At 62.8% G+C, this 20909-nt stretch carries 21 protein-coding genes; 3 read left to right on the top strand and 18 right to left on the bottom strand.

The window, feature by feature from the left end:
• Position 1: 1 nt before the first annotated feature.
• From ACK8CP_RS04525 to ACK8CP_RS04480, 10 genes are all read right to left on the bottom strand, one after another.
• Entirely contained in the window at positions 2-1279 is a 1278-nt protein-coding gene (locus tag ACK8CP_RS04525) for a TRAP transporter large permease (RefSeq protein ID WP_414833472.1), read from the bottom strand.
• Complete coding sequence (locus tag ACK8CP_RS04520) at positions 1276-1845, bottom strand: TRAP transporter small permease (RefSeq protein ID WP_414833471.1); 570 nt, start codon at positions 1843-1845, stop codon at positions 1276-1278. Before ACK8CP_RS04520 ends, ACK8CP_RS04525 begins: the two co-directional genes overlap by 4 nt.
• A 98-nt stretch (positions 1846-1943) precedes the next feature.
• Positions 1944-2321 (bottom strand): cupin domain-containing protein, encoded by a 378-nt coding sequence (locus tag ACK8CP_RS04515; RefSeq protein ID WP_234628202.1) that lies wholly within the window; start codon positions 2319-2321, stop codon positions 1944-1946.
• A 1-nt stretch (position 2322) separates the two neighbouring features.
• Entirely contained in the window at positions 2323-3303 is a 981-nt protein-coding gene (locus ACK8CP_RS04510) for a TRAP transporter substrate-binding protein (protein ID WP_414833470.1), read from the bottom strand.
• A gap of 497 nt (positions 3304-3800) precedes the next feature.
• Positions 3801-5243 carry a gamma-aminobutyraldehyde dehydrogenase gene (locus tag ACK8CP_RS04505; RefSeq protein ID WP_414833469.1) on the bottom strand — a complete coding sequence of 481 codons (1443 nt, stop codon included), beginning with the start codon at positions 5241-5243 and terminating at the stop codon, positions 3801-3803.
• A gap of 28 nt (positions 5244-5271) precedes the next feature.
• Positions 5272-6099: an ABC transporter permease gene (locus ACK8CP_RS04500; protein WP_414833468.1), complete on the bottom strand. Its 828-nt coding sequence runs from the start codon at positions 6097-6099 to the stop codon at positions 5272-5274.
• The gene (locus tag ACK8CP_RS04495; RefSeq protein ID WP_414833467.1) at positions 6089-7069 is read right to left on the bottom strand and encodes an ABC transporter permease; all 981 of its coding nucleotides are present in this window, start codon (positions 7067-7069) and stop codon (positions 6089-6091) included. Before ACK8CP_RS04495 ends, ACK8CP_RS04500 begins: the two co-directional genes overlap by 11 nt.
• Positions 7066-8067 carry an ABC transporter ATP-binding protein gene (locus ACK8CP_RS04490; protein ID WP_414833466.1) on the bottom strand — a complete coding sequence of 334 codons (1002 nt, stop codon included), beginning with the start codon at positions 8065-8067 and terminating at the stop codon, positions 7066-7068. The genes ACK8CP_RS04495 and ACK8CP_RS04490 overlap by 4 nt, the downstream gene beginning before the upstream one ends.
• An 83-nt stretch (positions 8068-8150) precedes the next feature.
• Complete coding sequence (locus ACK8CP_RS04485; RefSeq protein WP_414834188.1) at positions 8151-9299, bottom strand: ABC transporter substrate-binding protein; 1149 nt, start codon at positions 9297-9299, stop codon at positions 8151-8153.
• A 180-nt stretch (positions 9300-9479) separates the two neighbouring features.
• Entirely contained in the window at positions 9480-10406 is a 927-nt protein-coding gene (locus ACK8CP_RS04480) for a LysR family transcriptional regulator (RefSeq protein WP_234629339.1), read from the bottom strand.
• A gap of 238 nt (positions 10407-10644) precedes the next feature.
• Here ACK8CP_RS04480 and ACK8CP_RS04475 point away from each other — a divergent pair, with 238 nt between their 5' ends.
• A complete protein-coding gene (locus ACK8CP_RS04475; protein WP_414833465.1) occupies positions 10645-11952 on the top strand; it encodes a glycosyl hydrolase family 28-related protein in 1308 nt (435 codons plus the stop codon).
• Positions 11953-11976: 24 nt separating this feature from the next.
• Here the strand turns inward: ACK8CP_RS04475 and ACK8CP_RS04470 are convergent, their stop codons facing one another.
• The 8 genes from ACK8CP_RS04470 to ACK8CP_RS04435 are packed head-to-tail and all read right to left on the bottom strand — an operon-like array spanning position 11977 to position 18734.
• Positions 11977-13047, bottom strand: coding sequence for a LacI family DNA-binding transcriptional regulator (locus ACK8CP_RS04470; RefSeq protein WP_414833464.1), 1071 nt, complete (start codon positions 13045-13047; stop codon positions 11977-11979).
• A 30-nt stretch (positions 13048-13077) separates the two neighbouring features.
• A complete protein-coding gene (locus ACK8CP_RS04465; protein WP_414833463.1) occupies positions 13078-14085 on the bottom strand; it encodes a succinylglutamate desuccinylase/aspartoacylase family protein in 1008 nt (335 codons plus the stop codon).
• A gap of 60 nt (positions 14086-14145) precedes the next feature.
• Positions 14146-14493, bottom strand: coding sequence for a RidA family protein (locus tag ACK8CP_RS04460; protein WP_414833462.1), 348 nt, complete (start codon positions 14491-14493; stop codon positions 14146-14148).
• A gap of 27 nt (positions 14494-14520) precedes the next feature.
• Positions 14521-15306 carry a transporter substrate-binding domain-containing protein gene (locus tag ACK8CP_RS04455; protein ID WP_128294230.1) on the bottom strand — a complete coding sequence of 262 codons (786 nt, stop codon included), beginning with the start codon at positions 15304-15306 and terminating at the stop codon, positions 14521-14523.
• A 12-nt stretch (positions 15307-15318) separates the two neighbouring features.
• Complete coding sequence (locus tag ACK8CP_RS04450) at positions 15319-16050, bottom strand: amino acid ABC transporter ATP-binding protein (RefSeq protein WP_414833461.1); 732 nt, start codon at positions 16048-16050, stop codon at positions 15319-15321.
• A complete protein-coding gene (locus ACK8CP_RS04445; RefSeq protein WP_234628212.1) occupies positions 16037-16687 on the bottom strand; it encodes an amino acid ABC transporter permease in 651 nt (216 codons plus the stop codon). Before ACK8CP_RS04445 ends, ACK8CP_RS04450 begins: the two co-directional genes overlap by 14 nt.
• A 22-nt stretch (positions 16688-16709) precedes the next feature.
• Positions 16710-17378, bottom strand: a complete 669-nt coding sequence (locus ACK8CP_RS04440) for an amino acid ABC transporter permease (RefSeq protein WP_414833460.1) — start codon at positions 17376-17378, stop codon at positions 16710-16712.
• A 6-nt stretch (positions 17379-17384) separates the two neighbouring features.
• Complete coding sequence (locus ACK8CP_RS04435; RefSeq protein WP_414833459.1) at positions 17385-18734, bottom strand: alanine racemase; 1350 nt, start codon at positions 18732-18734, stop codon at positions 17385-17387.
• A gap of 134 nt (positions 18735-18868) precedes the next feature.
• Between ACK8CP_RS04435 and ACK8CP_RS04430 the strand changes: the two genes are divergently transcribed.
• Together ACK8CP_RS04430 and ACK8CP_RS04425 are read left to right on the top strand one after the other, a co-directional pair.
• On the top strand, positions 18869-19903 hold the full coding sequence (locus ACK8CP_RS04430; protein ID WP_414833458.1) for a succinylglutamate desuccinylase/aspartoacylase family protein: 1035 nt from the start codon (positions 18869-18871) through the stop codon (positions 19901-19903).
• Positions 19900-20835, top strand: a complete 936-nt coding sequence (locus ACK8CP_RS04425; RefSeq protein WP_414833457.1) for a threonine ammonia-lyase — start codon at positions 19900-19902, stop codon at positions 20833-20835. Before ACK8CP_RS04430 ends, ACK8CP_RS04425 begins: the two co-directional genes overlap by 4 nt.
• Positions 20836-20909: the final 74 nt, after the last annotated feature.

Below are 20909 nucleotides of genomic sequence, written 5' to 3'. Positions count from 1 at the left end.
CTCAGTCTCCGAACATGGCGGGCAGCATCAGCGAGAGCTGCGGCACGGTGGCGATAAGGGCGAGCACGAAGACGCAGATGCCGATCATGGGAAGGGCCGCACGGCTCACCCTGTCGAGCGGCTCCCGTCCGATGACGCTGACGATGAAGAGGCAGAGCCCGACCGGCGGCGTGATCATGCCGATCATCAGGTTGAAGACGATCATGACGCCGAATTGCACCGGATCGAGCCCGAGCATCGGGGTGATCTGGTTGAGGATCGGCATGGCGAGAACGAGCGCGGCCAGCGGCTCCAGAAAGAAGCCCAGAACGAGCAGGACGACGTTCAAAAGGATGATGAGAAGCGCCGGCGATTCTGTCAGAGATAACATCGCCCGCGCAATGGCTTGTGGGATATTCTCGATACCGAGGATGAAGGAGGTCATCGAGGCCATGGCGACGACGAGCATGACGCCGGCCGACATCGTCGCCGTCTCATAAAAGCATTCGGCAACGCGTCGCGGCGACAGCGTCCGATAAAAGACCATGCCGACGATAAGGGCGTAGACGGCGGCGACGGCGGCCGTCTCGGTCGGGGTAAAGACACCGCTCCTGATGCCGCCGACGATGATGACCGGCAGAAAGAGCGCCGGCAGGGCCCGAGCGATGATGCCGCGGCGTTCATCGGCCGGTACCGGCGTCGGCAGAGGATGTCCCTCGCGTTGCGCCTTGATGAGCGCGTAGCCGACGAGAAGAGCGCAAAGCAGAAAGGCGGGCACGATACCGGCCAGGAAGAGGTCGGCGATCGAGGTTCCGGTCAGAACGCCGTAGAGAATGAGCGACAGCGAGGGCGGCACGAGCGGCCCAAGAAGCGAACCGGTTGCCGTCAACGCGGCGGCATAGGCCGGCGGATAGCCATCGCGGCGCATGGCCGGGATCATGACGGAGCCGAGTGCGGCCGCCTCGGCCGTCGCCGCGCCCGAAACGCCGGAGAACATCATCGAGGCGACCACATTCACGGCCGCCAGTCCTCCCCGCACCCGACCGACGAGAATCTGAGAAAAGCGGACGATCTCCTGCGTCAGGTTCGCCGCATCCATCAAATTGCCCGCGAGAATGAAGAACGGGATCGTCAGGAGAACGAAATTGTCGATGCCGGCGAGCATCTTCTGCGGGAAGGCCATGAGCAGCATGACATTGCCGGTCAGCACCAGATAGGCGAGCGATGCGAGCCCCAGAGAGAAGGCGATCGGTACGCCGATGATGAGAAAGAAAAAGAAGGCCGCGAGATAAAGGGTCATTCGGCGACCCCTTCCGGGCCGATCGGACGGAGATCGCCGACGCTGCCGCCGCTCGCCATCAGGCGGATGTAGTGCACGATGTCGACGAGGAGGCGCACGGCCATGAAGGCCATGCCGAGTGGCAGAGAAAAATAGACCCAGAAGACCGTCGGGACGTAGCTCTGCGGCCAGCCGAACGTGTCCTCGAACAGGAAACGCAATGCTGGGATCGGCTGCGAGCCGACCATCTCCGCATAGCGCCAGCCGTAATAGACGAGCGCCAGGCACAGGATGGCGGCGGCAAGATTGCAGAAGATGGCGAGCCCCAGGCCAATCCGCCTCGGCAGAGCATCCCGCAGCAGCGTCATGGCTGCGATCTCGCCCTTCTCATAGGCGAAGATGCCGGCAATCAGCGACACCCAAATCAGGAGATAGCGACAGACCTCCTCCGCCCAGATCAGCGAGGCGCTGAAGCTGTAGCGCATGATGATCTGCAGCGTCATCACGGCGAGGAGAACGCCGATCAGAAGGACGAGCAGCGCCTTCATCACCGTCTGGAAAATCCTGTAGAACGTGCCGATAGCCATGGTTTCTTGAACCGCTTGCTGACGCTTCGAGGGTGAGCTTCCCTGTCCCGCCCGGCGAGCACCGGACGGCTGTCGTCAAAATCGAGGGGGCTTCTGCCTCAGTCGGCGGAGGCGAAATCGCCTTCCTGATAGGCGGTCAGATGCCGGTAATCGTCGCGAACGGGCGCGAAGACATCGAGGTTGACCGCCACTTCCTCGCCCACCGGCTCACCGCAATGGAGGACGTCCGGCGGAATGCGGACGACCTGCCCCGCACCGACTTCCACCACGTCATCGCCAATGGTGAAGCGCACACGCCCGGCGAGAATGTAGGCGAGCTGCTCGAAGGGATGCGAATGGGGCTTCACCTCCATTCCTGGCTCCAGCCAGTTCATCACCATCAAGGCGTTGTCGCCTCGAAAGGCTGTGCGGGTGACGCCCTTGCGCACTTCCTCGCGCGGCAGTTCCGTCCAGGTATAAACGTTCGCCTTCGTCATCTCAGCGTTCCGCCCCGACTGCGTCGTAGAATTTCTGGATGAGCGGATCCTTGCCGAGCCATTCCTCGACGACGGGTTTCGTCTTCGCCCGCATGGCATCAAGATCTTCGAGCTTCCCGATCGTCACGCCGTTCTCTTTGAGAAACGCCGTCGTCTCATCTTCCTGCTCAGCCGCACGCGTGTAAGCGGCTTCCGTCGCCTCGTGACCGGCCTCGATCATGGCCTCCCTGACGTCATCAGGCAGGCGCGACCAGGTGATGTTCGAGACCATGATGACGCCCGGCCAAAAGTAATGTCCGGTGAGCGTGACGTGTTTGGCCGCCTCGTAGAGGCTCTCGGTGCGAACGGAGGAAAGATTGATCTCGACGGCGTCGATCGTGCCGGTCTCGAGCGCCGAATAAACCTCGCCATACGCCATGCCGACCGTGTTGACGCCGATCGCTTCCCACGTCGCCTTGTGCAGCGGGATCGGGACGATGCGCGTCTTCTGGCCGGCGAAATCGGCAAGCGTCGCGACCTGTTTCTCGCGAGACAGGAAATGACGCTGACCGGCCTCGATGTAGCCGAGACCTTTGATCTGCTTCGCATCCAGAGAATCGAGAAGCTCCTGCCCCACCGGCGATTCCAGCACCGAGGCAAGCTCCTCGTAGGACGAGACGACGAAAGGCAGCTGAAGCGCATCGAATGCGGTCGCGCCGATCACGAGCGGCAGCGTCGGGGAGGAAACGAGCGCGCCGTCGATCGTGCCGATCTGCAGACCTTCCAGAAGCTGCTTGTCGTCACCGAGTTGACGGTCGCCATAAACCTCGACCTTGACGCGCCCATCGGTCTTTTCCGCAACCCGCGCGGCAAAGTCTTCCAGACCCGTCTGAAACAGGTGCTTGGACGATGCTGCGTGGCCGAACTTCAGCGTGAATTCCTGCGCATGCGCTGTGCCGAGCATCAGCAGGCACGCACCCGCCAGCGCGATCATTCGTCTCATCTGCGTCCCTCCGAGTTGTTTTATTATTCGAAACTCGATATCAAGATATGAAACGACATCGAGAAAACTGTCAAGAGGTCGCAGGGCGCCCGCGGCAAGACTTTGTCTGCGAAGGTCTGGACGCGAAGGAATTTGCGCCCCCAAAAGGGCATCGCTCCCGGAGAGCCCTCATGTGTTGAGCACGGACGGTCAGCTCACGGAGCCCGCTCGAAAACACGGTCCGGCCAGATCACACGACCGCGAGCCCTCCAGGCACCGTCGGCGCCTCGGTCTCGCAGATCCCATAGGAAAAGATCTCTCGGAGTGCCCGCCTTGGCGGCTGCCAACCCGGACAACCGTTGAGCGCTTTGCGTATTCGGGCGCGTCGTTCGGCTCACCACAGAGCGGAAGACGTTCCCCGACAGAGGCGTGGTATCAAACGCGTGAAGGCGGATTCGTCCCCACACGAAGACAGGCGCCGCGTGAAGCGACGCCTGTCCTGCCGGCCGCAGAGAGGCCTACCACTTCGCCATGACGTGGCGCACGACGGTGTAATCTTCGAGCGCATAAAGGCTCATATCCTTGCCGTAGCCGGAGCTCTTCATGCCGCCATGGGGCATTTCATTGCACAGCATGAAATGCGTGTTGATCCAGGTGCAGCCATATTGAAGCTGCGCAGCCGCCGCCATGGCGCGGCCGACATCCTTCGTCCAGACGGATGATGCGAGACCATATTCGCTGTCGTTGGCCCAGGCGACCGCCTCGTCGACTTCCGAAAAGCGCGTCACGGAAACGACGGGACCAAAGACCTCGCGCTGCACGATCTCGTCCTTCTGCAAGGCGCCGGCGATCACCGTCGGCCTGTAGAAGAACCCCGGCCCTTCGGCCGCGCTGCCGCCCGTGACCGCCTCCATATGTCCGTGCGACAACGCCCTCTCGACGAAACTCGCCACACGCGAACGCTGCCTCTCGGAAATCAGCGGGCCGATCTCGACGCCCTCGTCCTCCGGAGCACCGAATTTGAGCGTCGAAACCGCATCGGCGAGATCGGCCACGAGCCGGTCGTGGATCTTCGGACCGGCATAGACGCGGCAGGCCGCCGTGCAATCCTGGCCGGCGTTGAAATAGCCGAAGGTTCGTATGCCTTCGATCACCGCTTCGAGATCGGCATCGTCGAAGACGATGACCGGCGCCTTGCCGCCGAGTTCCAGATGTGTGCGCTTCATGGCACGGCTTGCCGCCTGCAGCACCTTCTGCCCGGTCGCCACATCGCCCGTCAAAGACACCATCCCCACCCGCGGATGTTCGACGAGCGGCGCACCCACCGTCTCGCCTCGTCCGGTGACGATGTTGAGGACACCTTTCGGGAAGAGATCGGCGACGAGTTCGGCGAGGAACAACGTCGTCAGGGGCGTCTGCTCCGAGGGCTTCAGGACGGCGGTGTTGCCCGCGGCAAGCGCCGGGGCGAGCTTCCAGGCCGCCATCATCAGAGGATAGTTCCAGGGCGCGATCGAGCCCACGACGCCCACAGGATCGCGGCGGATCATGCTGGTATAGCCCGGCAGGTATTCGCCGGCCGCCATACCCGGCAGGCAGCGTGCCGCGCCGGCAAAAAAGCGGAAGCAATCGACGATCGCCGGCACTTCGTCAGCAAGTGCCGAGGCATAGGGCTTGCCGCAATTGAGGCTTTCAAGGCTCGCGATCGCCTCCGCCTCCTTCTCGATCCGGTTCGCCAGCCCCAAAAGGAGAGCGGAGCGCTCGGCCGGCGTCGTACGAGCCCAGGCCGGAAAAGCTTCCTCGGCGGCGGCGACCGCCGCATCGACCTGTTCGGAGGAGGCTTCCGGGATGACACAGATCGCCTCGCCCGTGGCCGGGTTGAGGATCGTCTCATCGGCGCCCGCACCGGCAACGAACTCCCCGCCGATGAGGAGTTTTGCAGGCAGTCTCGGCGGTAACTTCATGGTCTCACTCCTCCCTTGGAATGGAAACTCACTTGCCTCCCCCTTCCGCAAAGGCGCTCGATCGCGTCGCCCGGTAAGCGGTCAGGATCGGAATGAAGGTGACGGCAATGACGAAAACGGCGACGACATTGGTGACGGGGCGCTGACGCGGACGCACCAGCTCCGACAGCATCCAAATCGGCAAAGTCGTCTGCTGGCCGGCGGTGAAGGTGGTGACGATGACCTCGTCGAAGGACAGCGCGAAGGCGAGCATGCCACCGGCAAGAAGCGCCGTCGCGAGGTTCGGCAGAACGACATAACGGAAGGTCTGAAAACCGTTGGCGCCAAGGTCCATCGACACCTCGATGAGGCTGCCTGAGGTGCGCCGCAGGCGGGCGACGGCGTTGTTGTAGACAACGACGACGCAGAAGGTCGCGTGGCCGACAACGATCGTCCAGAACGAGAAGGGTATGTCGGCGAGGCCGAAAGCGGAGCGCAAGGCGATACCCGTGACGACACCCGGCAGAGCGATCGGCAAAATGACGAGAAGGCTCACCGCCTCGCGACCGAAAAATCGAGCGCGACTGACCGCGGCCGCCGCGAGCGTCCCCAGAATGAGCGCCATCGCCGTCGCGGTCAGGGCGACCTGAACGGACAGCGTCAGCGCATCCCACACATCCTGCCGCCCCCAGGCGACGGCGAACCATTTGAGCGTCAGGCCCGGCGGTGGAAACACATAGGATTTGTCCTCCGTCGTGAAGGCATAGAGGATGATGAAGGCCATCGGCACATGCAGGAACAGGACGCAAAAGACCGTTCCGAGCTTCAACAGGAGGCTCGCCCGCGGCCTTGCGCTGGCATGACGTCTAGAGCGCATTGAAGGCCCCCAGACGCTTGGCGACCATCAGATAGGCCGCCATGATGACGATGGGCACAGTGGAGAAAGCCGCCGCCAGAGGCAGGTTGCCGGCCGTTCCCTGATGCAGATAGACCGCCTGGCCAATGAAGAGCCGCGACGAGCCGACGACGCCCGGGATGATGTAATCGCCGAGCGTCAGCGAGAAGGTGAAGATCGAGCCCGCGACGACGCCCGGAAAGGCGAGCGGCAGGATCACCTTGCGAAAGGTCGTCCCCGGCCGCGCCCCGAGATCGGCAGACGCATCCGTCACCGTGCGCGGCACACGTTCCAGAGCCGCCTCGATCGGCAGGATCATGAACGGCAGCCGGATATAGAGAAACACCAGGAACATGCCGATATAGCTGACGGAGAGGCTCGGGCCGCCGATCACCGGCAACGCCAAGAGGGCATCGAGAAGCCAGCTCAGCCCGGTATGGGCCGCGATCCAGCTGATGATGCCTTCCTTGGCCAGAATGAGTTTCCAGGCATAGAGGCGGACGAGATAGCTCGACCACAGCGGCAGCATCACCGCGAGATAGAGAAGCCCCTTGATGCGAGGGCCGGCATAGCGCGCCATGTAATGCGCCAGCGGAAAACCGATGATCGCTGCACCCACCGTCACGCAGGCCGCCATCGTCACGGTGCGCATGATGATGTCGAGATTGGCGAGGGTGAAGAGCTGCTTCCAGGTCGCCAGCGTCAGCTCGTATTTCACCATCCCGGTGAACGGGTCGATGGCGAAGAACGAGTTGAGCAGAAGAGCAAACAGCGAGCCGACATAGACGATGCCGAGCCAGAGAAGCGGCGGCAGAAGAAGCAGCAGGAGAAAGATGCCAGGCCGGCCATAAAACCAGCGCGAGACGCGACGGCCGATTCCAACAGGCGGCCCGCCGGCATCGCCGGACGGTGCCGTCGATGTGCCATTCGGAGAGATGGAAGGGCCCGTCATTTCAGCACCTGCGTCGTGCCCTCCGCCCAGGCGAGGCGGACTGGTGTGCCGACGGCGAAGGCGGTGTCGCCGGTGAGAACATTGGGCGAGGTGACGAGAAGTGCGGCCTCTTCCACACCTTCGACGGCAATGCGGTAGCGCGTGGCGGCCCCGATGAAGTTGACCTCTCGAATGGTGGCGGCAATCCCCTCCCCGTCGCGTGACAGGACGATCTTTTCCGGTCGGATCGAGACCGGCTCAGAACTGCCGAAAAGCCGTTCGGCGAGACGCCCCTCGACGATATTGGAGGCCCCGACGAAAGAGGCGACAAAGCGGGTCAGCGGGCGGTCATAGACCTCCTGCGGCGTGCCGATCTGTTCCACGCGCCCCTTGTTGAAGACGGCGAGACGGTCCGACATCGACAGCGCCTCCGTTTGATCGTGCGTGACGAAGACGAAGGTGATGCCGACCTCGCGCTGCAGCTCCTTCAGTTCCACCTGCATCTCTTCGCGCAGTTTCTGGTCAAGCGCGCCGAGAGGCTCATCGAGAAGGAGAACACGCGGACGGTTGATGAGGGCGCGGGCGAGCGCCACACGCTGGCGCTGGCCGCCCGAAAGCTCGATCGGGCGGCGGTGCCCGTAGCCTCCGAGGCGGACGAGTTCGAGCATCTCTTCCGCCTGTTTGTGCCGCGCTTTCTTGCCGACGCCGCGCACCATCAGCCCATAGGCCACGTTGTCGGAGACGCTCATATGCGGGAACAGGGCATAGTCCTGAAACACCGTGTTGACGTCGCGCTCGAACGGCGGCAGCCGGGTGTCGTCTTTCCCATGAATGTAGACGTGGCCGGACGTCGGATATTGAAAGCCAGCGACCATCCTGAGGCAGGTCGTCTTGCCGGAGCCGGACGGCCCAAGAAGAGTGAAGAACTCTCCCTCGGCAATGTCGAAGGTCACGTCGTCGACGGCGATCACGGAGCCGAACATGCAGGTCACGTGATCGAAGCGCACCTCGGCTTGCATCTTCTATCCCTGGCGCGAAATGACGGAGGACGACTGGCGCGCCGCCTCATTAGGCGGAGCGGCGCGCCGGCCATGCGGGTCGTTCAACGGCCGCCGAGAACGGCGATGTAATCGGAGACCCAGCGATAATAGGGGACGCAGCTCTCCTGGCTGTCGCACTCGGCCTGGGGCGTCCGCCAGAAATGGATCTCGTCGAACTTGCTGAAACCGTTCGTCTCGCAACCTTTGTCGCCGAGGAGCTCGTTGCCCTCGCAGGCCGCGGGAACGGACGGATTGGCGCCGAACCAGGCGGCGACGTCACCCTGGACCTTCTTGTCGATGGAATGCTCCAGCCACTTATAGGCGCAGGTCGGATGCGCGGCTCCGGAATGCATCATCGTGGTGTCGGCCCAGCCCGTCGCCCCCTCTTTCGGGATGACACTCTCGATCGGCTGGTTCTCCGACTTCAGGAGGTTGACCTGGAACGGCCAGGAACTGGACGCGGCCACCCCTTCATTGGTGAAATCGTCGATCTGCACGAAGGCGTCGTGCCAGTAACGGTTCACCAGCTTGCGCTGCTCGCGGAGAAGCTCGAGCGCCGCCTTGTACTGGTCTTCGTTGAGCTCATACGGGTCCTTGATGCCGAGTTCGGGTTTGGTGCTCATCAGATAGAGCGCGGCATCGGCGATATAGATCGGCCCGTCGAATGCCTGGACGCGCCCTTTGTTGGTTTTGCCGTCCGGCAGATCCTGCTCCTCGAAGACGACATTCCAGGAATCGGGCGGTGAATCCTTGAACACATCGGTGTTGTACGCGAGCACGTTCGGGCCCCATTGATAGGGCACGCCGTAATGCTTGCCCTCGACGGTGTGCCAGGGCGCATCCTTCAGCCGATCGTCGAGGCTGTCCCAGGAGGGAATGAGTGCGGTGTTGATTTCCTGGACGCGGCCGCCGGCGATCAAGCGAAGCGAGGCATCGCCCGAGGCGGTGACGAGGTCGAAGCCGCCCTCGTTCATCAGCGCCACCATTTCATCGGAGGTGCCGGCGGTCTTCACATTGACCTTGCAGCCCGTCTCCTTCTCAAAGGCGGTCACCCAGTCATAGGCGGCATCGCTTTCGCCGCGTTCGATGTAGCCCGGCCAGGCGACGATATCGACCTCCCCTTCCGCCTCGCCGAGCTCTTGCAGCGGCTCGGCAAAGGCCGGACCGGCGGCCAGAACAAGTGCGGTGGTCGCTGCCACCACCCGACGGATTCTCTTCTCGCGCATGACGTTGCTCTCCCCTCTTTGAGCCGCGCCGCTATCGGCGAGAGGAAGCTAATCGGAAATCTTTCGCGGTGAGAAATATGAAAAACTGAGCTCGCCTATGAATAAAATCGAACGCTCTGTCGCTCTGCGCATCGCGCTCATTTTTGAGGCACCACGATCGAGCTTCTAGCGGCCCGGGCGAGACTGGCGGGCGCGCAGCTTCGCCTGCTCGCGGGCAAGCTCGATGAAGGCCCGCGCCGGCTCCGGCAGAAGGCTTCCCTTCCGCCAGATGAGGCCGATATCGATCGTCGGAAAAACCTCTTTCAATGGGCGGACCTCGACACGGTCGCCCTCGAGCGACCACGGGCGGTAGGTCATGTCGGGGAGAACGGCGAGGCCGATGCCGGTCCCGACGAGCGAGCGGATCGCCTCCACCGAACTCGTCCGCAAGACCGTGCGCGGCTTGATGCCCGCCTCGCGCCAATGCCGCTGCGTGATCGCGTGCATGTCGTCGGTGGTGAGTTGCACCAGCGGCTGGTCCGCAAGATCGCTGAGCGAGGGCTCATCGAGTGCCAACAGCCGATGATTGGCCGGCAGCCAGACGAGATAGGGCGAGCGCAGCAAGGTATCGCTGGCGAGCGCATCCCGATTTGACAATGCAGAGGAGATCAGCAGGCCGACATCGATCTCGCCACCGATCAAGAGATGCTCGAGGAAACGCTGCTGGTCTTCCACGACCTTGACGTCGACCTCCGGATAGACGCGCTGATAGCGTGCCAGAAGATCGGCGAGATAATAGCCTGCGACGAGCGCCGTCACCCCGATCGTGAGGGTTCCGCCCCCGGTTGGCTCGCGAACCTTGAGCGCGCGGCCCGCATCGGCCACGACCGCCATGATGCGCTCCGAATGGCGCAGGAATTGGTGACCCTCCTGGGTCAGCACCATGCCGCGCGGGGTGCGCAGGAAGAGCGCCGCCCCTACTTCCTGCTCCAGCTGCTTCAATGCAACGGTGATCGCCGATTGCGAGATGTGCAGATCACGCGCCGCGAGCGAAACCGACTGGCTGCTGGCGACAGCTATGAAATAGCGCACCTGCTTCAGCGTGATGTTCATGCGGGTTTGCCATGCTCGAAGGCGGGGCTGAAAGACTAGCGCAACTGCCGCAACGAAAGCGAGGTGCGGCGAGAGCGAGATGGGCGCCGCGCCCTTCCTGGAGATCGTGAGGTCCTCCGCCGATCTGCGGCCGCTGACATCAACGCCGGTCAGGTCGTAGAAGTCTTCGGGAACGCTCACCTCGGAGATGACGCCCTCCCCCCGACCGGGATGGCGAGCTCGCCATGGACGGATCAAAATGCACAACACCCGCAGATATCTCGGTGCAATTCTCCTTGTTTGCACAGGCTTTATCTCCGCCGCGAGAGGCGCCGACGTCGTTCCTTTCGACACGTCCTCACCCGCACAGATCGGAACGGGAGCGCCAACCGGCCGGGCACAGGCAGCAAAAGCCGGTCAGTTTGTGACCCTGACGGACTTCGGCGCATCGACCAGCGGCACCCAGGCGCAGAACACCTCCGCGGCGCAGAATGCTATCGAGGCCCTGTCGTCACAGGGCGGCGGCACACTTTACATACCGCCCGGCACCTACCCGGTCTGCGGCCTGATCCTCAGATCGAAAATCCACGTAACGGGTGCCGGCCGAAACGTCACAATATTGGACGGAAGCGCGTGCAATTCGGCCGACGCCATCGTCTACGGTCCGTCGAATGCTTATTCATTATTCAAAACAAAAGCCTCAGCCGGGATCTTTGATTGGGCGTTGAACGACATCACGATCAAAGGAAATCTGTCGCGCAGGCATGTCGATTGCCTCGGCACCTACGGATATCGGTTTACAGTTGATCAAGTCGAATTGACTGAGTGCGGACGCAATGGATGGCACACAGAAGGAGGTAATGCCACGCGCGGCCCGATGGAATCATACGTGAACAACCTTCTCGTAGATACCGTGAACGCTGCCGGCATATTCAATAACGGCCCGCACGATTCCAACTTCGACAATGTCATCATCGTCGATGCCGGACAGGGAGCCCACGACACCTATGCGGGAATGTATCTCGGCAGACATACCAACGTCCGAGCCAAGGGATTTCACGCCTGGCACAGGTCGACGGCAACAAACCGGATGCGCAACGCCCTGGATGTCGAAGGATGGGGATCGACGTTCACCTCATCCAATTTCGAAGGAAGTTTCGGACCACCCGTCCTGTTGAACACGGGCGCGTCCATGAACCAGTTTGCCTGTGACAATGCCTATTACAACAGGTTTTCAGCCGGCCCCCTCATTCTGATCAGAGGCCCGTCGAACTACATATGCGGATCCGCGATGAACAACGATCCGGGAACGCTGCCGACCAGCGTCGGCATTCAGCTCGGCGACCATACGCGTGGGGAGAATGTCAGCAACAACATGATTTCTCTCCAGCAGGAGAGCAACAATGGCGGCTCCGTCGACTTCTCGAATGACGGCGGCGGCAACATGATCAGAATCGTGGGATACCAATCGTCAGGGCCGAAATATCTGGGGAGACCACACCCCTCGGACGACATCGACCTCATCGTCACCGGCGTCGAAGGATCGAACCTCCACCAACATCCCTGACGCAGAGTCTCGCGCCCCCGCACCTTACGTCGACCCGCGCTCGATCAGACGCAGCGGGATGTTCCGGATCGCATGTCCCGCCTGCGTTTCCTCCGGCTGCGTTTCCTGCAACCGGTCGAGAAGCATCTGCCCGGCCACCGCGCCGAGCTTCCTTGTATCCGCGGCGATGGTCGTCAGGCCGGGCATGATTTCTTCCGCCAACGTCGAATCGCCGAAACCGGCGATGGCGATGTCGCCAGGGACGTCCAGACCTCTCCCACGGGCCTCGAGCAGGGCACCGATCGCGAGAAGATCGCTGGCGCAGAAGACGGCGTCGACGTCGGAGCCTTCGCCGATCAGGTCCTGCATGGCCTGACGCCCCTCGGGAATGCCGGAAACCGTGTCGCGGCTGATGCACCGACAAAGCTTAAGGCCGAGCCGCTCGCAGCTTTTCGCGAAACTGTTGAGACGAAGCATGCCACGCCCGCCGCTGCGGCCAATGAAGGCGACCTTGCGATAGCCCTTGGCGGCGAAGTGCTCCGCCACCATGCGCGCACCATCGGCGTTGGAGAATCCAACCAGCATGTCGATCGGATCGCGTGCCAACGCCCAGCTCTCGACGATGGGAATGCCCATGTTGCGGAGGAAGGTGCGGTTCGATTCCAGCTCCATCACGCCGGTGATGAAGACGGCAGCCGGGCGGATCGCCGTGAGCGAACGGATCAGCGTCGTCTCTCGTCCGTAAGAGTAGGAGGTGCGGCCGAGCGCGACCTGAAAACCGGCCGCCTCCAAGACGTCGGACAGGCCTTCGATGGCGAGGCTGAACTGCTCGCTCAGAATATTGGAGACGAAGGCGGCGACGATGTCGGAGCGGCCGCTCTTCAGTGCCTTGGCGTGGGGATTTGAGGAATATCCGGTCTCCTCCACCGCCTTCATGATGCGTTCGCGGCGCACCGCGGACACCATCTGCGGCCGACGCAGAGCACGCGACACGGTGATCGGAGAGACCTGGGCGAGGCGCGCCACCTCCTCGATGCGGACCGGCCCGTGTTCGGCCTGGCTGTCCGCCTCGGGGGAAGCGATTCGCAAGACGTCGTCGAATGTCGCGTCGCTCATCGCTTTCTGTTCCGGCCCGTCAGCACGCACCTAGCCTTCGATTTCGGCGGCCGCCTGCACAAGGCAATCGCCAGCCTGGCAATCGGCGTGCAAGCGTCGCGAGATGACGATCCCGCCACGGCGGAACCGCAGGATTTCCGGGTCGCGATCAAGGCGCTCCAGGTCGTGGTAATAGCCGGCGACATCGCTGGCTTCGACGGATTGCCCGAGGGTGACGACCGGTTCGAACCAGCCGCGGCGCGTGGCGTAAATCGCCTGTTCGTGACTTTCCAGCGCCAGCACGGTCGTCGCCACCGGCGCCCTCGCCTCGCTGATCAGCGGGGTCTCGGTGATGCCAAGCCGCAGAAGCAGATTGTCGATCGCGCGCTTGGTGTTCTGCATGGTCTTTGGCGTGACGGTGGCGCCGCCACCAAATTCGCCGCTGACACCGATCGCGCCGGCGCGGGCGACAGCGCCCATTGAGGTCGGGGAATCGTAGCCATTCTGCGCGACAAAAGCGTAGTCCTGGCCAAGATGCTCCAAGAGATCGCGCGCCTTTGCCATCATTTCCGGCGTCGGCTGCCGTTCGATCAGCGCCGTGGTCAAATGCTCCATCGACGTGCCACCGGAATGGATGTCGAAAACCACGTCATGCTGGGGAAACAACTGGTGTTCAAGATAGTACGCCAGACGTTCCGTTGGCGTGCCGGTCGGGTTGCCTGGGAAAGCGCGGTTCAGATTGCCGTCGTCGAGAGGAGATCGGCGCCGCCCGGCCATGACGGCGAGGACGTTGCTCATCGGCAGGACGGTGACGGCGCCGTGGATGCGGTCGGGATCGAGGGCGTGCAGGACATGGCCGAGGGCGAAAACGCCTTCATATTCGTCACCATGATTTCCGGCCATCAATAGGAGCCGCGGGCCGTCGCCGTTCTTGAAGCGGAAGATGGGAATCTTGACCTGGAAATAAGGCGAGCGGTCGATGGAATAAGGAATGCTGAGATAGGTCGAGGAGCGACCCTCGGCATCGAGGTCGAGATCCGTCAGAATACCGGTGTGCACGTGAGTTTTTCCAAATGTTATCGGACGGGACCGCAACTGGCCCCGCCCTGTTCTTAAGGCTCAGAGAGCCGCGACCGCCGTCATCTCCACACGCAGATCGGGATCTGCCAGGCGGGCCTCGACACAGGCGCGCGCAGGCGGATTGGCGGGGTCGATCCATTTGTCGTAAACGCCGTTCATCGCGTCGAAATCGATGATGTGCGGCAGGAACACATTGACCGCCACGATCTTCGACTTGTCTGATCCGGCGCCCTCGACAAGGGCCAGGATTTTCGCAAGGACTTCCTCGGTCTGTTGCTCGATGGAGGCCTTGCGGTTGTCGGCCACCTGGCCGGCGACATGGACGAAGCCGTTGGCCGCAACGGCCTGGCTCATGCGCGGACCGCTTTCGTAACGCGTGATGGTCATGTCTTTCCGTCTACTCTCTTTTTTCGATCAGATGTGAGGCAGGTTATCCTGCTTCACGTTGAACCACTTCTCCTGCAGCTCCGGCAGCTTGCCGTTCATGCGATTGGAGAAGAGGAAGGTGTCCAGCCAGCGCAGCAAGTCCGGCTCGCCATGACGGATGCCGATATGCGCCGGCGACTGGCGGATGAGGAACTTGAGGTCCATCTCCACGTCCGGATTGTTCTTGGCCGCTTCGGCGACGATGGCGCTGTTTTCGGCAAACGAGCTCGCCTGACCGGCCATATAGGCGGAGAGCACCGAGGGAACGTCTTCGAAGCGGATGAGATTGGCGTCGGGCGCATTATCGCTCAGCCACAGATCGAGCGTCGTGCCCTTGGCGACGGCGATGCTCTGGCCGGCGAGCTGGTCGGGCGTTTCGGCCTTTTCCATATCGGCCGGGCCGTAGACACCAAGCTGGACGGCGGCATAGGGCTGCGAGAAAGCGACCTGCTGGGCGCGTTCCGGCGTCGCGCCGAGCGCTGCCACGAGAACGTCGACCTTGTCGGCGAGCAGGCTCGGAATGCGGTTCGGACCGGTCACCTGAACGAGCTTCAGGTCGACGCCGAGATCATCTGCCAGGAGATTGGCAACATCGACGTCGAGCCCGGCGGGATCGCCGTTTTCGTCCTTGAAGCCCCAGGGGGCGACATCGAGCAGCACGCCGACGCGGATTTCGCCGGCGGACAGGATGTCCTGAAGCTTGTCGGCCTTGGCGGGGATGGTTGAAGCAATCGCGATGCCGACGGCGATCGCAAACGCTTTCAGCTTGAACATGGCTGTCTTCCTCTAGTGACGGTGTGAGCCGATGAAGCTCTGGAGCTCCGGCGTCTTGGGATTTGCGAACAATTCCGCGGGTGGTCCTTCTTCCCAGACCTTGCCCTGATGCATGAAGACGAGCTTGGTCGCCACGTTGCGGGCAAAGCCCATTTCGTGGGTGACCAGGATCATCGTCATGCCCCTCCTGGCCATGTCCTCCATGACCTTGAGAACTTCCCCGACGAGTTCGGGATCGAGCGCCGACGTGACCTCATCGAAGAGCATGAGATTGGGAGACATCGCGAGACAGCGCGCAATCGCCACGCGCTGCTGCTGGCCACCCGAAAGCTGTTCGGGGTAGGCGTCAATCTTCTCCGCCAGCCCGACTTGCGTGAGCACCTTCTCGGCAAGGGCGCGCGCGCCCGCCTTGTCGACCTTTTTCGTGCGGATCGGCGCCAGCGTGATGTTGCGCTCTACCGTCAGATGCGGAAACAGATTGAAGGCCTGAAAGACGATGCCGACCTTCTGGCGCAGTTCGCGCAGGCCCTTCATCTTCGGAGAGACGCTCTGTCCCTCGACCCGGATCTCGCCGGCCTGAATGGCTTCGAGCGCGTTAATGCAACGCAAGAGCGTGCTCTTGCCCGAGCCACTGCGCCCGATGATCGTGACGATCTCGCCTTCCTCGATATTGAGCGAGACCTCCTTCAGCACCTCCAGATCTCCGAAGGATTTGCGGACGTTCTTGATTTCAACCAGTGCCATTGAGACGCGCCTCGAGTGAACGGGACCAGGTGGTGAGCGGGAAGCAGATCGCGAAATAGACCGCCGCAACGATGGAGTAGACGAGGATCTGCTGGAACGTCGCCGCAGCGGCGATCTGGCCGGCCCGCGTCAGCTCCACGAAGCCGACGACGGCCGCAAGCGACGTGCCCTTGATGAGCTGGACGAGGAAGCCGACCGTCGCCGGCAGCGAGATCTTCAGCGCCTGCGGTGCGATGATGAAGCGGAATTGCTCGTAGCGGCTGAGCCCGAGCGAGGCCCCCGCCTCCCATTGGGTGAATTTGACCGCCTGGATGCCGCCCCGCCAGATTTCGCCCAGGAAGACGCCGGAATAGATGGAGAAGGCAACCGTCACCGCGGCCAGCGATGGCACCTCGACGCCCAGGAACACCGGCATGCCGAAATAGAAGAACATCAGGAGCGCCAGCAGCGGCACACCCTGCACGATTTGCAGGATGAGCGCGGCAAACAGGCGGAGCGGCAGGAACGGGCTCGTGCGCAGAAGCGCCAGAACGAGACCGAGCAGGCCGCCGAAGAAGAAGGAGAGCGCAACCAGCACCAGCGTCCACTGGAAGCCGTGCAAAAAGGCGATGAGGTCGACAGTCGAAAGGCTGCGCATCTTGGGCGTATCTCCGGAAGACCTAGCGGCGCACGGGCCAGCGGAAGGCAAGCGCTCCGATGGCGGCGAACATGACCCGGCTTGAGACGACGACGACGACGTAGATTGCGGAAATCAGCGCATAGACCTCAAAGGAGCGGAAGGTGCGCGATTCCACGAAGGTCGCCGTGTGGAAGAGCTCCGTCGCCGCGATCTGCGAGGCGACCGACGTGCCGAGAAGCAGCAGGACGAGCTGGCTGGTGAGCGAGGGATAGATGTTGCGCAGCGCCGGCGGAAGAATGACGAAGCTGAACACCTCAAAGGACGTCAGGCCGAGGCATTCGCCCGCCTCAATCTGGCTCTTCGGGATCGAATTGAGGCCGGAGCGGATGATCTCGATGGCATAGGCGCCGAAATAGATGCTGAGCGCGACGCAGGCGGCCAGGAACGGCGACAGGCGCACCCCAATGCTCGGAAAGATGAAGAAGATGATGAAGAGCTGGATCAGCGGCGGCGTATTGCGGATGATCTCGATGTAGCTCTTCAGCAGGATGCGAACCGGCTTCGGCCCGCGGGTGAGGAGAACCGCACCCAAGACACCGATGAGAAGCCCAAAAAAGGCGGAAATGCCGGTCATCTGCAATGTTGCCAGCAGGCCGTCGATGAATTCCTCGCGATATCGCAAGACGTGCTGGAAATTGAGATTCTGCATGAAACCTCAGCCGAAGAAGGTTTGATGGACCGACGTGACTCGATGCGCATCGTCGATCACGAAGAAGGCACGCCAGCGGTCGAAGCAGGTGCAAGGATGCGAAATGCCGAATTCGACGATGTCGCCCACCGACAGCGAAACCTCTTCGCCGATACGCAGAAAACCGTGCTGGTCGTTGAGCTTCTCGATCGCCGCAACGCCTCGAAGGTTCTCTCCCTTCTCCCCTCCCCGCCATGCGGCAAGCGCGATCGGGAAACCCTGATCGAAAGAGACATCGCGCATGCCGAGGCCGCAGATCGCGAGACTGGGCTCAGGCCGCGAAAGCACTTCGGCCCATAGCCGCATTGCCGGCTTGAAAACGTCGGACGCCGCCACGATTTCACCGTCGCGCACAAAGCCGCGACGGGCATCCATCCGCTGAAAAGCGCGCGCGTAGACGCCGTGATCGTGAAAGAAGATCGCGCCGCTCCGCAGCATCAGATCCGCATTGCCGTCGGCGTCGACGGCCGCCTTCAGTTTCTCGACGACGAGGTCGAAGAACTGCGAGCCGCCGGCCGACAGGAAGAGGCGGCGTTTCGGTTCGGCCTTGCGCACGCTGGCAAACACATCGGCCGTCAGGTGGCTGAGCGCCGCGATAGCCTTCTGCGTCGCAGCTTCGTCCTCGCTTGCAACAGCACCTTCATAGGCGGCCACACCGGCAAGCGCGATTTTCGGCGTGTCACAAGCGATATCGATGAGGCGCTGAGCTGCCTCCGCCGTCCGGCATCCGGCACGCGCGAGCCCCACCTCGATCATCACAGACTGCGGCCGTCCGGCCACCTCGCCTGCGCGCGCGGCCGCCGCCAACGCGGTCGGGGAATCGACAAAAAGCACGATCTCCGCCTCCGGATAGCGTGCAAGCAGACGCCCCAGACGTTCGCCATTCGCCTCACCGCCGATCTGGTTGGCGAGAAGCAGACGTTTTACGCCCGCCTTGAGCAGCACGCTCGCCTGCTGGAGATTGGCGGCAGAAAGCCCCCATGCGCCATGGGCGACGAGATCGCGTGCGAGCGCCGGCGACATCGGGGTCTTGGCATGCGGGGCGAGAAGCGCGCCCGCCTCACGGGCATAGGCGAAAATTGCGTCCCTGTTCGAGCGATAGGCACTTTCCTGCAACGTGAGCACGGGACAGGCGAGATCGCCCGCCGTCGGGGACCAGGCACGCGCGGCAATCTCCGCACCCGGGAAGGGGTCCGTTCCCGCCGGAATGCCGCGAAGCGTGTCGTCGACGATAAAATCATGCGCCATCTCGGCGGCCAGCGTTCCGTCGCCACTGCCAACGCTCGTGCCGCCAGACGCGGCTGCCGATGCATCCATCACCATGAACTCCCGCTCGCCCCCTGCAGACGCTTCGTGCCCCAAATGACGAGGTTGACGTTGTGGACACGGAGTAATGACAACGTTATCATTTTTGTTATGGATGACAACCCCTGGGCTGCAGGCAAGTGCAATTGACCGATTTCAATGAGAAGAGACCCCGCAAAAGTACGGCTTTTGCGACGATCGATTTCGAGCATGAAGGCCGCCAGACCGGCCATATTCACATTCCGCATTCGCCGCATGACGACGCCTGGGGGGCGGTGCGAATCCCCATCGCGGTCATCAAGAACGGCAATGGGCCGACGGTGCTCCTCACCGGCGGCAATCACGGTGACGAGCATGAGGGACCGATCGTGCTTGGCGAGCTCTTCCGCGAATTGAAGCCGGAGGACATTTCAGGCCGCGTCATCATCGTGCCGGCGCTCAACCTGCCGGCCGTCCGGGCTGCGCATCGCACCTCGCCCGTCGATGGGCTCAACCTCAACCGCACCTATCCGGGCGATCCGGCCGGCACCATCTCGCAGCAGATTTCGGCCTTCGTCTGCGACCGCCTCTATCCGATCGCCGATGCGTTCATCGATCTGCATTCCGGCGGTTCTTCGCTCGACATTCTGCCGAGCGCCATCGTCGAGCCGACAAGGGACCCCGAGCATCTGAAGCGCAACATCGAGGCCGTGCTCGCCTTCGACGCGCCGCTGACCGTCGTCATCAGCAATCTCGGCGAGGAGCGGACCTCGACCGCGGCCGCCGTCCATGCGGGGTTGACCACGGTCGGCACGGAGATGGCCGGCGCGGGCACCGTCTCGCTCGAAGCGCTGTCGATTGCCAGACGCGGCGTGCACAATGTGCTACGCCATCTCGGCGTCATCGCCGGAGAGCCAAACAAAGCGCAGGAAGAACGGAACGTCCTGGAGATACCTGGCGAGCGCGGTTACGTCTTCGCGCCGGAGGCCGGCGTCTTCGAGCCCTTCCATGCCAATGGAACCTGGGTGAAAAAGGACCAGCCGGCGGGACGCATTCATTTCGTCGACAATCCGACACGCGCCCCGCTCGATCTTGCCTACGGCCAGGACGGCATTCTCTATGGCCGGCGACATCCCGGGCGGGTCGATCCCGGCAATTGCTGTCTTGTCGTCGCCGCGCCCTACCAGAAGGATCTCACATGATCGATCTCGACGACGTTCGCGCCGCAGCCCGACGGATCGACGGCTATGTCCGGCGCACGCCCCTCTTGCCGGCAACGCAGTTTCGCAATCCCGTCTGCCCGGGCAGCCTCCATCTGAAGCTCGAATGCCTGCAGCCTTCCGGCTCGTTCAAAGCGCGCGGGGCCGCCAACAAGCTTCTCGCCTCCGATCCAAAGGATGTCGAGCGCGGCCTGGTGGCGGCTTCGGGCGGCAATCACGGCCTCGCCGTCGCCCGCAGCGCGAGCCTCAAGAACGTCCCGGCCACCATCTTCCTGCCGGAAAACGTTCAAGCCGAGAAAGTCGACAAGATGCGCCGCTGGGGCGCCGAGACGGTGATTGGCGGCGCCAATTTCGACGAGGCCAATGCGGGCGCACACGCTCATGTCGAGAAGACCGGCGCACTTTACTTCCACTCCTTCGCCGACCCCCTGATCGTCGCCGGCCAGGGAACCGTCGGCCTGGAGATTTTCGACGATCTTCCAGATGTCGAGACGGTGGTCATTGCCGTCGGCGGCGGCGGGTTCATCACCGGCGCCGCCGTGGCGCTCAAGGCATTGAAGCCCTCGATCCGGATCATCGGCGTCGAGCCGGTCGGATCGCCGACGCTCCATGCCTCGCTCAAGGCCGGGCATGTCGTCACGCTGGATCAAGTCACCAGCAACGTGCCGACGATGGCATGCCAGCGGACCGACGAGCGGCTGTTTGCGCTGACGCGGCAGGTCGTCGACGAAGTGGTCCTGATCGAAGATGCCGCCATGGAAGCGGCGGCAAAGCAGCTCTGGTTCGAGTTCGGTCTCGCTGCGGATTCGAGCGGGGCGGCCGCGATTGCGGCGCTTGCGACCGGCTCCATTCAGACGCGGGACGACGAGATTGTCTGCGCGCCGGTTTGTGGCGCCGGCCTGCCGCCTCTGTGACCGGAGCGATTCGCCACCGGCGTGGCCACATGACCTGGACGTGCTGGTCTCCGAATCGCATCTGGCGGATACGC

The sequence above is a fragment of the Afifella sp. YEN Y35 genome (genome assembly GCF_047553465.1).
In the GTDB taxonomy this organism is placed as follows: Bacteria; Pseudomonadota; Alphaproteobacteria; order Rhizobiales; family Afifellaceae; genus Afifella; species Afifella aestuarii.
This window is presented reverse-complemented; position numbering and strand designations above follow the sequence as displayed.